The organism is Streptomyces sp. AF1A (assembly GCF_047340315.1).
In the GTDB taxonomy this organism is placed as follows: Bacteria; Actinomycetota; Actinomycetes; order Streptomycetales; family Streptomycetaceae; genus Streptomyces.
Window position 1 is genome coordinate 14201 of record NZ_JBLEBI010000081.1, and the last position, 12977, is coordinate 27177.

Annotated in this window: 12 protein-coding genes and 1 pseudogene; 7 read left to right on the plus strand and 6 right to left on the minus strand. The window is 71.4% G+C overall.

What is annotated here, in order from left to right; translation table 11 throughout:
- Nucleotides 1-44: 44 nt before the first annotated feature.
- The 4 genes and pseudogenes from ACLU3S_RS21380 (at nt 45) to ACLU3S_RS21395 (ending at nt 4748) form a co-directional block, all read left to right on the plus strand.
- A complete protein-coding gene (locus tag ACLU3S_RS21380) occupies nt 45-2426 on the plus strand; it encodes a glycoside hydrolase family 3 N-terminal domain-containing protein (protein ID WP_413953525.1) in 2382 nt (793 codons plus the stop codon).
- Nucleotides 2427-3101: 675 nt separating this feature from the next.
- Nucleotides 3102-3500, plus strand: a pseudogene (locus tag ACLU3S_RS21385) (SDR family NAD(P)-dependent oxidoreductase); the annotation flags it as partial.
- 13 nt (nt 3501-3513) lie between these two features.
- Nucleotides 3514-3903, plus strand: coding sequence for an MBL fold metallo-hydrolase (locus tag ACLU3S_RS21390; RefSeq protein WP_413953536.1), 390 nt, complete (start codon nt 3514-3516; stop codon nt 3901-3903).
- A 320-nt stretch (nt 3904-4223) separates the two neighbouring features.
- Complete coding sequence (locus tag ACLU3S_RS21395; RefSeq protein WP_413953526.1) at nt 4224-4748, plus strand: hypothetical protein; 525 nt, start codon at nt 4224-4226, stop codon at nt 4746-4748.
- Here the strand turns inward: ACLU3S_RS21395 and ACLU3S_RS21400 are convergent.
- Together ACLU3S_RS21400 and ACLU3S_RS21405 are read right to left on the minus strand one after the other, a co-directional pair.
- Nucleotides 4745-5743 carry an IS481 family transposase gene (locus ACLU3S_RS21400; RefSeq protein WP_413953527.1) on the minus strand — a complete coding sequence of 333 codons (999 nt, stop codon included), beginning with the start codon at nt 5741-5743 and terminating at the stop codon, nt 4745-4747. The genes ACLU3S_RS21395 and ACLU3S_RS21400 overlap by 4 nt on opposite strands.
- Nucleotides 5744-6212: 469 nt before the next feature.
- Nucleotides 6213-6989, minus strand: coding sequence for an SDR family oxidoreductase (locus tag ACLU3S_RS21405; protein ID WP_413953528.1), 777 nt, complete (start codon nt 6987-6989; stop codon nt 6213-6215).
- Between the two features lie 104 nt (nt 6990-7093).
- Here ACLU3S_RS21405 and ACLU3S_RS21410 point away from each other — a divergent pair, with 104 nt between their 5' ends.
- On the plus strand, nt 7094-7942 hold the full coding sequence (locus ACLU3S_RS21410; RefSeq protein WP_413953529.1) for a LysR family transcriptional regulator: 849 nt from the start codon (nt 7094-7096) through the stop codon (nt 7940-7942).
- Nucleotides 7943-8357: 415 nt separating this feature from the next.
- Here ACLU3S_RS21410 and ACLU3S_RS21415 read toward each other — a convergent pair whose 3' ends face one another.
- Complete coding sequence (locus tag ACLU3S_RS21415) at nt 8358-9251, minus strand: LysR family transcriptional regulator (RefSeq protein ID WP_413953530.1); 894 nt, start codon at nt 9249-9251, stop codon at nt 8358-8360.
- A 101-nt stretch (nt 9252-9352) separates the two neighbouring features.
- Between ACLU3S_RS21415 and ACLU3S_RS21420 the strand changes: the two genes are divergently transcribed.
- Nucleotides 9353-10441 carry an alcohol dehydrogenase catalytic domain-containing protein gene (locus ACLU3S_RS21420; protein ID WP_413953531.1) on the plus strand — a complete coding sequence of 363 codons (1089 nt, stop codon included), beginning with the start codon at nt 9353-9355 and terminating at the stop codon, nt 10439-10441.
- Between the two features lie 27 nt (nt 10442-10468).
- Here ACLU3S_RS21420 and ACLU3S_RS21425 read toward each other — a convergent pair whose 3' ends face one another.
- The 3 genes from ACLU3S_RS21425 to ACLU3S_RS21435 are packed head-to-tail and all read right to left on the minus strand — an operon-like array spanning nt 10469 to nt 12564.
- Nucleotides 10469-11398 (minus strand): alpha/beta hydrolase family protein, encoded by a 930-nt coding sequence (locus ACLU3S_RS21425; protein ID WP_413953532.1) that lies wholly within the window; start codon nt 11396-11398, stop codon nt 10469-10471.
- A 1-nt stretch (nt 11399) separates the two neighbouring features.
- Nucleotides 11400-12158: an SDR family NAD(P)-dependent oxidoreductase gene (locus ACLU3S_RS21430; protein WP_413953533.1), complete on the minus strand. Its 759-nt coding sequence runs from the start codon at nt 12156-12158 to the stop codon at nt 11400-11402.
- The gene (locus ACLU3S_RS21435) at nt 12148-12564 is read right to left on the minus strand and encodes an ester cyclase (protein WP_413953534.1); all 417 of its coding nucleotides are present in this window, start codon (nt 12562-12564) and stop codon (nt 12148-12150) included. The genes ACLU3S_RS21430 and ACLU3S_RS21435 overlap by 11 nt, the downstream gene beginning before the upstream one ends.
- 71 nt (nt 12565-12635) lie before the next feature.
- On the opposite strand from ACLU3S_RS21435, the gene ACLU3S_RS21440 reads away from it, so the two are divergent.
- On the plus strand, nt 12636-12977 hold a 342-nt coding region (locus ACLU3S_RS21440), incomplete at its 3' end, for a LysR family transcriptional regulator (protein WP_413953535.1).

Sequence of the window (12977 nt, forward strand, 5' to 3'; positions counted from 1 at the left end):
ATCCATTGCGCCCTGGTCCAGGGCCTGATGGACGTGGGAGGAAAGTGAACGCCGACGTGGCCGTGGAGACCACCCACGACATCCCCCTCTGGAACGACCCCACCCTTCCCGTCACCACCAGGGTCGACGCCCTGATCGACGCGATGACCCTTCAGGAGAAGACCGCCCAGCTGTACGGAGTGTGGGTGGGCGCCTCCGATCAGGGCGGGGAAGTGGCCCCCCATCAGCACGACATGGAGGAGGCCGTCGACCTCGCGGCGCTGCTGCCCACCGGACTCGGCCAGCTGACCCGGCCCTTCGGCACCGTCCCCGTCGACCCCGCCGTGGGTGCGCTCTCCCTGGCCCGTACCCAGGCGGTCATCACCTCGGCGAACCGTTTCGGCATTCCGGCTCTCGCGCATGACGAATGTCTGGCCGGCTTCGCCGCCTGGGGGGCGACGGCCTACCCCGTTCCGCTGTCCTGGGGCGCCACCTTCGACCCGGACACGGTGCGGCGCATGGCCGCCGCCATCGGCCGCGACATGCGGTACGTCGGCGTCCACCAGGGTCTCGCGCCCGTCCTCGACGTCGTACGCGACGCACGCTGGGGCCGGGTGGAGGAGACCATCGGCGAGGACCCATACCTCGTCGGCACCGTCGGAACGGCGTACGTGCAGGGCCTCGAGTCCGCCGGGATCGTCGCCACCCTCAAGCACTTCGTCGGCTACTCCGCCTCCCGCGCCGGCCGCAACCTCGCCCCCTCCTCCGTGGGCCCGCGCGAGCGAGCCGACGTCCTGCTGCCGCCCTTCGAGATGGCGATCCGCGAGAGCGGCGCCCGGTCGGTGATGAACGCCTACACCGACACCGACGGCATGCCCTCCGCGGCCGACGAGGACCTGCTGACCGGGCTGCTGCGCGACACATGGGGCTTCGACGGCACCGTCGTCGCCGACTACTTCGCCATCGCCTTCCTCAAGACGCTCCACGGCATCGCGGCCGACTGGGCCGACGCCGCCGGCACCGCGCTCGCGGCGGGCATCGACGTCGAACTGCCCAACGTCAAGACGTACGGCGAACCCCTCGTACAAGCCGTCACCGACGGCCGCATACCGGAAGAGCTCATCGACCGCGCCCTGCGCCACGTCCTCACCCAGAAGGCGATGCTGGGGCTGCTCGACCCCGACTGGAGCCCGATGCCGGCGGCGCTCGACGGCGCGGACGCCGACGACCCGGAGGCCCTGCGCGGCACGGTCGACCTGGACCGGCCCGAGAACCGTCAACTGGCCCGCGAGATCGCCGAGAAGGCGGTCGTCCTGCTCACCAACGACGGCACCCTGCCACTGACCCGGCCGTGCCGCATCGCCCTGATCGGTCCCAACGCCGACGAGCCCACCGCCGTACTGGGCTGCTACTCCTTCCCCCAGCACATCGGTGTCCGCCACCCCGGGACTCCGCTCGGCATCGAACTGCCCACGCTGCGCGACACCCTCGCCGCGGAATTCCCCGACGCCGAGATCACGTTCGCCCGCGGCACCGGCGTCGACGACGGAGACCTCTCCGGCATCGACGAGGCCGTCCGGGCGGCGCGCGAGGCCGACGTCGCCGTGGTGGTGCTCGGTGACCGCGCCGGGCTCTTCGGGCGGGGCACCAGCGGCGAGGGCTGCGACGCCGAGACGCTGGACCTGCCCGGAGCGCAGCAGCACCTGCTCGACGCCCTGCTCGACCTGGAGACACCCGTGGTCACCGTGCTGCTCGCGGGACGGCCGTACGCCCTCGGGCGCGCCGTGGACGAGTCCGCCGCGATCGTGCAGTCCTTCTTCCCGGGGGAGGAGGGCACGCACGCGATCGCAGGTGTGCTCAGCGGCCGTATCAACCCCTCCGGGCGTCTCCCGGTCAGCGTGCCGCGCGGACCGGGCTCCCAGCCGACCACGTACCTCGGCGCACGGCTCGCGCACGCCAGCGAGGTGTCCAACGTCGATCCGACCCCGGCGTTCGCCTTCGGCCACGGCCTGTCCTACACGCGGTTCGACTGGAGCGACCTGACCGTGGACGCTCAGGAGGTGACCACGGACGGCGAGTTCACCCTCGCCTTCACCGTGCGCAACACCGGCGGGCGGTCCGGAGCCGACGTCGTCCAGCTCTATCTGCACGACCCGGTTGCCTCCGTCGTCCAGCCGCTGCAGCGCCTGGTCGGCTACGCCCGGCTCGAACTGGAGCCGGGCGAGGCGCGCCGCGTCCGTGTCACGGTCCCGTCCGACCTCGCATCCTTCACGGGGCGCGACGGTCGGCGCATCGTCGAACCGGGCGAGCTGGAGGTGCGGTTGGCCGCCTCCAGCGCGGATGCGCGCCTGACGACCAGGGTCACGCTGACCGGAGCCGAGCGCCATGTGGACCACACGCGGCGCCTCCATGCCATGTTCAGGCAGGAGCCGGTTGCTCCAGCATGAGCCGGGTGTGCGCAGCGCACGTCGCGGCAGCGACGGTGCTGCGCACACACGTCGCGCTGCGACGGCTTCAGCCGCCGGCCCGGCGGCGCCCCCGGCGGTGGGGGGCGCTTCGGCGGCAGCGCCTACGCTGCGGGGCGCGTGGTGAAGAGCAGTGTCGCGTTGCGGGTGGTCGGGGCGCGCCAGTCCTGGTCGATGGCCGGCATGGTCACATCCCAAGGGCGTGGCGTCATGCCGCGCCCTCGCTCCGCGAAACGTCCTCGCACAGCAGTGATCGCAGCCCTCGGACACCTCGCTGCACCCGTTCACCGGGTTCCGGGTCGCTCCGGCCGCGCCGTCGGCGCTGCGCGTCCACTGATCTTCGTCGCGGTGCTCATCGTCACGCCCAAACGTGAGGAACTTCGGTTCCGGTACCGCCGTGGCCGGGTGCATCAGCACCGTCGTCGGGCTTGCCGCGATCCCTTCGCGGCTGGTTGACGGTCGCCTGGTCGGCCGTATTGGTCGCCACCCCCCGAAACCAATCGCACTCGTCTCGGGCATGGCGAAATAACTGCGTGCGCAGATAAGTTCTATCCACGTCTGTCGCTGATGGTGGTTGGTCCCCGGGGTCGGCCATCGCTGGCGACCGAGCAGGCGTCGCCTGGATCCGACACAAGAGAGATGTGGGGAGAGCAAATCATGGAAGAGAAGCCGATCGACCGGTTCAAGCTCGGCGGAAAGACGGTCGTGGTCACCGGAGGAGCCACAGGCCTGGGGCAGACGTTCGCCGTGGCTCTGGCTGACGCCGGAGCGAGGGTGGCGGTCATCGACCGTGACCCCATGGACGAGACCGCGAAGCTCCTGGGCGAACGCGGCTTGACGGTCCACGCGGACCTGATCGACGCCGAGCAGGTGCAGTCGGCCGTCGACCAGACGCTCAAGTGGAGTGGCGGAAAGGCCGACGTGCTCGTCAACAACGCCGGCATCGCCTCGGCGCTCGGGCGCATCGAGGAGGTTTCGGCCGACGACTTCGACCGGGTCGTGACGGTGAACCTGCGGAGCATGTTCCTCACCACGAAGGCCCTGCTGCCGGCGCTGGTCGCGAGCGGTCATGGCTCGATCATCAACTTCAGCTCCTACCTGGGGCTGGTCGGGCTCTACCCGGACTTCCCGGTTACCGCGAGCCGACCTGGTGCTCCGGTCCGCCCCGGGCCACACGCCAGGGTCCTCGGTGCTGTGCCTCGGTTCGGGGTCCGAACGGGCGGTCTTCGTCGGAGACATGCTGCACAGCCCCGTGCAGATCTGGTCGCCGCACGCCAACAGCTGTTTCTGCGAGAACCCGAAGCAGGCACGCGGCACCCGGCGCCGTGTCCTCGGCGAAGCCGCCGACACCCGTGCCCTGGTCTTCCCCGCCCACTTCCCGGGACATGGAGCCGCGCAGATCCAGCGCGAGGGGGACCGGTTCGAGATCCGGAGCTGGGCTCCGTTGGGCCGCCTGTAGGCGCTGTCGTCGAGGCGTCAGGGCTTGGCGGCCAGCGGTCACCACGCTGTAGGGGCCGGCCGTGAGGCGCCTGCTCGCCCAGGTGGTCGGAGCACAGTGGCGGTGCTTGTGCCGTCCCGGCCGCTTCCCTGCCAGGGGTGGGTGGTGAACACCGGACCGCGGGCGCGGCCGCGCGGCAGCCGGGGCGGGAGTCGGGCGGCCCTGCGGGGGCGAGCACCCTTGAGACCGTCGTGCGGTGTGTCGGCGATCACGTAATTCCCCACCCCTGCGGTCATGTAATTCCCCAGGTCCTCGCTCCAGTCGGGTCTAGGTTGGCGAGCATGACCATGCGCGGGTGGAGCTATCGCTACGTCGGACCGGCCGAGTTGAGGAGCCTCGTCCGACCGGACGGCGAGGGTCAGGGCATGCGGTCGCCGGCGGACTTCCACGAGTGGGTGTCGGCTCGGACGGTGGAGGAGTTGGCCCAGCCCTTTACCTTCGTTGTCGATGAGGCTGGGGTCCTGCGTCTCGCGCCGCGTCGCAGTGAGCACGTGGTGTGTGCTGGGGGAGAAGCGGTACTGGGCGCCGGCGAGATCAGCTTCCGCGAGGAGTCCGGGCGGTGGGCGGTCGGCGAGGTCAGCAATCAGTCGACCGGCTACTGCCCGGACGTCAGCTCATGGTCGGCCGTCGTCGAGGCCCTGGACCGGGCCGGGATCGTTCGCCCGTCCGGTTTCACGCACGAGGTGGTGTTCCGACGCTGCCTCTCCTGCCGGCAGCTCAACATTGTGCGCGAGGAGGACTTCGTCTGCGTCTTCTGTGACGAGGCTCTGCCGAGGGAGTGGAACGTCGACCCGCCCGGACGCTAGGTGTATTGCCCTGAGAGGTTGGGGACGCGGCTGGCGGGTGGTTGGCCTTTGAGCGCGGTGTGTCCGCGGTGGTGGTTGTAGGTGTGCAGCCACTGCGGGGACGCTTCCCGGCGTTCGGCTTCTGACTGGTAGGGGCGGGCGTAGGCCCACTCGTCCAGCAGGGTGCGGTTGAAGCGTTCGACCTTGCCGTTCGTCTGGGGCCGGTAGGGCCGGGTGCGCTTGTGGGCGACCCCGGCTGCTGCCAGGGCATCGCGCCAGTCGTGTGAGCGGTAGCAGGAGCCGTTGTCGGTGAGCACCCGTTCGACGGTGATCCCGGCCTGGGTGAAGAAGGCGTGGGCCCGCTGCCAGAAACTGGTGGCGCTCTCCTTCTTCTCGTCCGCGTGGATCTCGCTGTAGGCGAGGCGGGAGTGGTCGTCGACGGCGGTGTGCAGGTAGCTGTAGCCGAGGTTGGGCCGGCCGTGGACGGTGCGGGGCCGGGCGGGATCGCGCTGTGCGGAACTGTTACGGCTGCCCTGGGCCCGGCCGTGGACCTTGTGCCCGCCGCCGTCGGGGATGTTGCCCGGCTTCTTGATGTCGACGTGGATGAGCTCGCCGGGCCTCTCGCGTTCGTAGCGGCGGACGACACGTCCCGTGGCCCGGTCCAGGTGGGACAGGCGGGCCAGGCGGTAGCGGGTCAGGACACGGTGCACGGTGGACGGCACCAGGCGCAGGAAGTGCGCGATGCGGGCCGGTCCCCACCGGCGCAGCAGGCGGACCTTGATGATCCGTCGCTCGGTGCGGGTCGGGGTCCGGCGCGGGCTGTGGCGGGGCCGGCTGGAGCGGTTGGCCATGCCCGCCTCGCCGAGTTGCCGGTAGCGGTCGGCCCGCCGCTGGGCCGTCGTGGGTGAGACCTGGAAACGTTCCGCGGCCCGGCGCAGGGGCCAGCCGTCGTCGACCACGCAGCGGGTCAGGCGCAGCCGGCCGGTCTCGGTCAGGGGTGCATTACGGTGGGGCACGAGGGCCTCTCTGGTCGCCGGTGCAGATGTCGCAATCCACACCGAACCCGGAAGGCCCTCACCTGTTCGAGATCTCTCAACCGGGACCTGGATCACCTGTCCACAACCTCCCCGGACAGAACAGCTGTGGCGGCCGGGCACGTTGAGGTTGGCGTGCCCCCCCGGAAGAGCTGTTGGCAAGTTGGGCGCCGGCGGCCACCAGGGATCCCGCCACCCACCCGCACCTGCCTGATCCAGCGCGCCCACGGCGAGCGGGCCGCGGCGAGCCTGCGGGCCCCGTAGGATTTGTGCACCGGCGCCCGCCGTGGCCGAGCGCGCACCGTTCACCGGGCGGGCGGAGGGCTTCGTACGAGCTGTCCACGGTTGTGCTCGGCAGTGGAATCAGCCCTCCACCACGACCGGGGAAAGCCCGTGGGGCCCTGGCGTCGGCGGAGTTCACCTTCCGCGAACGGCCGCCGGAGAAGAACCGTCACCAGGGGATCTCGCCCTCGTCGGAGAAGAAGCGGCCCGTCGGGCCGTCGTCCGGGACGGTGGCCAGGCGGATCGCGGAGACCGCGCCCTGCCGCGGGGTGCGCACCCCCTGGAAGGCGTTGAGGTCGGTGGCCGTGTAGCCGGGGCAGACGGCGTTGATCAGGATGTTCGTGTCGGCCAGCTCTTTGGCGTACTGCACGGTGACGGCGTTGAGGAACGTCTTCGACGGCGCGTAGGCGGCGGAGATCGGGCCCGTCTCGGCGCCGGGAGTGGTCTGCAGCGTGAGGGAGCCGACACTGCTGGAGACGTTCACGATCCGCGGCGACGGGGAGCGGCGCAGCAGCGGCAGCAGGGCGTTGGTGACGCGGATGACGCCGATGACGTTGGTCTCCACGGCCGCCCGCACCCGGTCCGGATCGACCCTGGTGGGTTCCTGCGGACCGCCGCCGGTGATGCCCGCGTTGTTGACCAGCACGTCGAGCCGTCCGGTCCGCTGCTCGATCAGCCGGGCCGCCGCGGTCGGGCCGGCGTCGTCCGTCACGTCCAGCGGCACCCCGAACGCGTCGATCCCGGCCGCGCGCAGCTTCGCCACGGCGGCCTCGCGCCGCGCCTCGTCCCGCGCGCCGACCCCGATCTTCCAGCCGAGGGCGCCGAGCCCGGCGGCGATCTCGTACCCGATGCCCTTGTTGGCGCCGGTCACCAGCGCCACCTTCTGTTCACCGGCCTGTCCGTCGACCTGTCCGTCGACGATGTTCGTCTCGTTCGTTCCGCTCATGCCTCCGATGGTTCTCCCGCACCCTGCGGCGGGTCCAAGACCGATCGGGTGGGCGTCCATACCGGCCGGGTATCGCCCCAGGTGGGGCGGGTTACGCTGGCGGGGTGGAGACACGTGAGCTGCGGTACTTCGTGGCGGTCGCCGAGGAACTGCACTTCGGCCGGGCCGCACATCGGCTCGGGATCGCCCAGCCCCCGCTGTCGCGGGCGATCGCCGGGCTGGAACGCCGTCTGGGGGCCGCCCTCCTGGAACGCGGCAGCCGGGGCGTCACGCTGACCGGGGCCGGGGCGGTGCTGCTCCGGGAGGCGCGGGCCGCGCTGGACGCCGTCGAGGCGGCCGAGCGGCGCACCCGCCGGGCAGCCCTCGCCGGGACCGGCCGCCCCGCGGTGGTCCTTGCCGCGAAGGCCGGCGCCTCCAGCGAACTGCTGGCGAAGCTCCTCGACGCCTACGGAGCCGAACCCGGTGCGGTCGCCGTGGACGTGCTCCTGTGCGGGCCGGGCGAGCAGGCACCGGTGCTGCGCGACGGCCGGGCCGATGTGGCGCTGCTGCACCGGCCGTTCGACGACACGGCCGGTTTCGACACCGAGGACCTGCACACCGAGGGCCAGATCGCCCTCCTCCCGGCGGGTCACCCGCTCGGCACGCGCGCGGAGTTGCGGCTCGCCGAGATCACCGGCCTGCCGGATCTGCCCCTGCCCCGCTGGCCCCGCCCCGACGGCACCTTCCCGGACGGCCCCGGTCCGCAGGTGCGCGACCACACCCAGCTCACCCAGCTCATCGCCCTGGGCCGGGCCTGCGCGATCGTCCCGGAGACGGGCCGCGCCGGCCTGGGAGAGGGCCTGACCGCCGTACCAGTCGTCGACGCACCGCGCGTCACGACGGTCATCGCCTGGCCCCCGCACAGCCGCTCCACGGCGGTTGCGGGTCTGGTCCGCGCGGCGACCGCGCTGTGACCGCCGCTCGCCGAACCAGACTCAGGCAACCTGTCTCGTTGCAACCTGCTGCACCCGTCGGCAAGTTGGCCGATGGCCGTGAGGGTGTGACCGGCTGCGTCCTCGGTCGCCATGTGCCGTGCGCGGCGGCCCGGGTGTACTCGGGCTGCCGTACGGCCCGGCCGAGAGCGTCGGAGAGGCCTCGTCCCGGCGATCCGCCTGTCCCGGTCGACCCCCAGCAGCTGACCACCTGATGCGGTAGCCCTCCACACGTACCGTGGCCACTGGTTGTCACGCCGCGGGGCGGTGCCCGTGGTACGGGACACCAGGCCCCGATGGACCGGGAAGCCGCTGACCGTATTGGTGCGGCCGCAACGTGATGGCGTGCGCCTTCGGCCCGTTACGACACCCAATGCGGCGGCGTCGGCGCCACGTGTCAGGTGGTCGAGGCAATGGCCCGGGTGACGGCCGTGATCGCCGGGGTGGGGCGGCCGGGGAGTCGCGCCACGAGAACCCGGCGGATCTCGGGAGGTGCGCCTTCGACGTGCAGCAGGCTCACCTCGGGTGGCAGCACCGTCGAGAGCCGCGAGGGCACCGTTGTCACCCCGAAGCCACCGGCGACCAGCTGGAGCTTCGTCAGCCAGTCGCGAGCGCGGTGGACGATGTCCGGCCGTCCCGGCAGGCCGGGCCAGACGCCGAGCAATGGCTCGGTGTGCGATGCCGGGGTGGCGATCCACCGGGCGTCGATCAGCTCGTCGACGTGCACCGTGGTGCGGCCGGCGAACTCTCCGGTGGAGGCCGCCGCCACGACCAGTTCGGTGTCCGTGACGGTCTCGACGTGCAGGCGCGGCGACTCGCCGTCCAACGGCCGGTGGGGTGGGCGGGACGTCAGCACGGCGAGGTCGATCGAGCCCGCGCGCAGTGCCCGGATCAGGGAGGGCGTGGTGCCCTCGGTGGTCGTGACCGTGATCTGCGGGTCGGTCGCCGCGAGGCGGGTCAGTGCGGGAGGCAGGATGGCCGCGCCCGCGCTCAGGAACAGCCCGAGCCGGACCAGTTCGGTACGCGGGACGGTGCCGGTCAGGTCGCGCTCGGCCGCCGTCAGACAGTCCAGGATCGTGCGGGCGTGGCGCAACAGAGTCAGACCCGCGGGGGTGAGCCGTACTCCGTCGGGGCGGCGTTCGAACAGGGCGGTGCCCGCGCTTCGTTCGAGGGAGGCGGCCTGGCGTGAGACCGCGGACTGGGTGTAGCCGAGCCGGACGGCTGCCGCGGTGAAGCTGCCGGACTCGGCGATCTGCCGCAGGACCCGTAGGCCTGTGCTGGAGATGTCCATGCCGTATACGCATACCAGAGATGCCTGATCGTCGCTTCCCGCATGCCTGTCGGGCTCCTAGTGTCGATGCCGACGAACACGGACGACACGGAGGTCATCACGTGCGAGCAGCAGTTCTGACGCAGTTCGGCGCCCCGCTCACGGTGCGGGAGGTTCCCGACCCCGAGCCCGGCGGCGGCGAGGTGGTGGTCGAGGTCCTCGCCGCCACCGTGGCGCCGTACGCGGCCGAGGTCTTCAGCGGCGAGCGGAACTACCCCCTGGTCCCTCCCGTCGTGCCCGGGACCGGCGGCGTGGGGCGGATCGTCCACGTGGGCCCGGACGCCACCCGGCTGCGCCCCGGCGACCTGGTGTGGTGCGACTCGACGGTGCGGTCGCGGGACGACGCCCTGACGCCCGACATCACGCTCCAGGGCTGGAGTTCCCGCGGTGAGGGCGGCGCGCGCCTTGCTCGGCATGCGCACGACGGATCGTTCGCCGAGCTCATGCGGGTCCCGACGGAGAACGTCTACCCGCTCCCCGCAGCGGCAGGGGACGACCCGGAGCGCTGGGCCGCGCTCAGTGTGCACGTCATCCCTTACGGCGGGCTGCTGGCCGGCGGGCTCGCAGCCGGTGAGACGCTGCTCGTCAACGGGGCCACCGGCAACCTCGGCAGCAGTGCGGTCGCGGTCGCGCTCGCCATGGGGGCGGGCCGGGTGGTCGCCCCGGGGCGCAACGAGGCCGCGCTCGACCTCCTCGCCGACCGGTTCGGTCCGCTGGTGCGCCCGGTCCCGCTCACCGGGGACGAGGCCGACGACCGCGCCGCGATGTCCGCGGCGGCCGACGGCCCGATCGACATGGTGATCGACCTGCTGCCGCCGAGCGCGCCCAGCTCGGCGGCGCGCGCGGCAGCCATGACCGTGCGTGAACACGGCCGCGTCGTTCTCATGGGAGGCGTGGGCATGCTCGGTGGCGACGACCTCGCCCTGCCGTATCCATGGATCATGCGCAACTCGATCACCGTGCGCGGCCAGTGGATGTACCCGCGTACAGCGAACGTCGGCATCATCCGGCTCCTCGCCTCGGGCACCCTGGACCTCGCCCCCGAACGAATCCGGTCGTTCGGTCTCACCGCCGTCAACGACGCCGTCACGTACGCCGCCGCACATCGTGGCCCGTTCGACCGCACCACCCTCGTTCCACCGGCTCGCTGACAGACCGGCTGCATCCGGGGAATCCCTTTACGACCGGGGCGACCCATGGCGGGCGAGCCACTCCAGAATGCGGTCCGGGTCTCTCTGGAAGTGCAGGTATCCGTCCCAGCGGCGCGTGGTGCCGTGGATCCAGAACAGCTCCTTCGGCACGTCCGCGGGAATGGTGTCGAACATGGACTGGACATCGTCCGGCCGCGTCATGAGGTCGTCGTGGACCTGGTAGACGAGCGTCGGCACCCGGACACTGGCGGCCGCGCCGGTCTCGACCGGGGACATCTCGTCGAGGCCGAAGCCGGTGCGGAGTCTGATCAACCGGTCCAGCTCCTCCATCCGCTCGTCCATGAGCTCGGCCGGGATGCCGCGCCGCTCGAGCGTTCGCTCCAGAACCGCGCGCGGAGACAGCGGCTGGCACGCGACCAGGCAGCAGACGTCCGTGAACTCCCGCGGGGCCCGCTGCATCGCGAACAGCGTGGCGTCGGCGCCCAGGCAGCGGCTGAACAGTGCGATCCGCGCCCCGCGCAGGTCAGGACGCGATCGCGCATAGCGCAGGGACCCCACCACGTCGCGGGACTCGAGTCTGCCGCTGGTGGTCACGCCGCCGTTGGCGGCGCCGCTGAGGCCGAAGTTGCGCAGGTCGTAGGCGAGGACGTGGTAGCCGGCGGTGTGCAGGAGCGCGATGTCCGGCACCAGGTCGACCTCGATGTCATTGCCGGTCTCGCCGTTGACCGACCGCCAGGGCTCCAGGTGGGACGGCAGCCCCGAACGACTGAAGAAGCGCGGATGGTTGACGATCACGATCCGATCGGAGCCGGGGGCCGGCACGAACCAGCCTTCGAGTGGAATCCCGTCCTCGGAGGGGAACGTCACCTCCTCGAAGTCCAGCCCGTGCTCGGCGGGGGAGTGCAGCACGGGCGAGCGCGGCGAGGTGCTGAAACGGTCGGCGATGGCTTCGAGCATGTCAGGCTCCCGTACGTGTCATGCCGCCGTCGACATGGAGGATCTGGCCGGTGATGAAGTCGGCGTCGTCGGAGACCAGGAAGCCCAGGGCGTTGCCGAGGTCCGTCGCGACCGACTGGCGCTTGATGGTCTGCAGGGCCGTCACACGGGCGAACACCTCGTCGGCGGTCGGACCGTCGGGCCGGGCTCGGCCCAGGAACCCCTGGGTCGCCACCAGGCCGGGTGCTATCGCGTTGACCGTGATGCCATGGTCACCGAGTTCGTTGGCGAGCGCCCGGGTCAGCGCGTGCACGGTGCCCTTGCTGGTCATGTACGCGAGGTCGCGGTTCTGGGTCAGGGTGATGCCCGAGCCGGTATTGACGATGCGCCCCCACCCTGCGGCCCGCATCCCCGGCGCGAACGCCCGAGCGAAGAGCAGGATCGACTCGACGTTGACCGCCTGCACCCTGCGCCACAGCTCGATGGTCATGTGCTCGAGGTCGGTGAGGGGGAAGATGCCGGCGTTGTTGACGAGGATGTCGCAGCGCCCGTACCGGTCGAGGACCGTGCGGGTCACGGCGTCGACCTGCGACGGCTCACTGATGTCGCACACCAGCCCCAGCTTGTCGCCGCCGCCCGTCAGCTCGCTCACGGCGTCCGCCGGGTCGTGGACGTCGACGGCGACCACGTGCGCGCCGTCCGCGGCGAGCCGCCGGCAGTATGCGTGTCCGATGCCCCGGGCCGCCCCGGTCACCACCGCCGTCTTTCCGTCAAGCGCCACGGGTGAACTCCAGTCCGATCTGGGTGGCGATCGAGAAGTAGTCCTCCAGGTGCCAGGTCCGCACGATGCGGCCGTCGGCCACCTGGTGGAAGTCGGCCGCCCGGAACTCGACCTCGCGGCCGGTGCCCTCGACGCCGAGCAGCTCCCCGGTGTGCTTCCCGCGGCTGAGCGTCCGCACTGCCACCATGTCCCCGTCCACGACGACGTGCTGGATCTCGACGGTCAGGTCATCGAACACACCACGAAGGTGAGCAATGCTCGCCTTCCATCCCTCCGGGCCGCCCCCGGTGCGCAGGGGCGGGACGGCCTCCCAGGCGGCCGCGAGGGCCTCGTCGACCAGCGCGCTGTCACCGGTGGAGAGCGCCTCGTAGAAGTGCCGGACCGCGATTTCATTGATGTTTGCCATGGAGCTCACGGTAGGGACGCACACTCTCGGTCATCAAAGACCTGTTTCGGAACACGTCATACCATTCAGGCATGACGGATCTCGACCTCCGGCTGGTGCGCTACTTCACCGCGGTCGCATCGCACCTGCACTACGGCCGAGCCGCGGCCGAGCTGCACATCGCGCAGCCGTCGCTGAGTCGGCAGATCAGCCGGCTCGAGGCCCAGGTGGGTGCGCGGCTTCTCGACCGGACGCGGCAAGGCACGCGGCTCACCGAAGCGGGAGAGGCCTTCCTCCCCCACGCACGCGCCTTGATGCGCTCGGCCGAGCAGGCCACGGCCGCCGCCCGGGCCGCCGCGCGGCCCACCCGGATCACCGTCGGCTACAGCGCGGGCCTGATCGTCACCCCGGTGGTGCGGAACCTGCGGTACAAA

Bases quoted from the DNA above. Each gene is read 5' to 3' on its own strand.
- ACLU3S_RS21390 (WP_413953536.1), top strand. From the start codon at position 3,514: ATGGCTCGATCATCAACTTCAGCTCCTACCTGGGGCTGGTCGGGCTCT.
- ACLU3S_RS21395 (WP_413953526.1), top strand. From the start codon at position 4,224: ATGACCATGCGCGGGTGGAGCTATCGCTACGTCGGACCGGCCGAGTTG.
- ACLU3S_RS21405 (WP_413953528.1), bottom strand. From the start codon at position 6,989: ATGAGCGGAACGAACGAGACGAACATCGTCGACGGACAGGTCGACGGA.
- ACLU3S_RS21415 (WP_413953530.1), bottom strand. From the start codon at position 9,251: ATGGACATCTCCAGCACAGGCCTACGGGTCCTGCGGCAGATCGCCGAG.
- ACLU3S_RS21425 (WP_413953532.1), bottom strand. From the start codon at position 11,398: ATGCTCGAAGCCATCGCCGACCGTTTCAGCACCTCGCCGCGCTCGCCC.
- ACLU3S_RS21435 (WP_413953534.1), bottom strand. From the start codon at position 12,564: ATGGCAAACATCAATGAAATCGCGGTCCGGCACTTCTACGAGGCGCTC.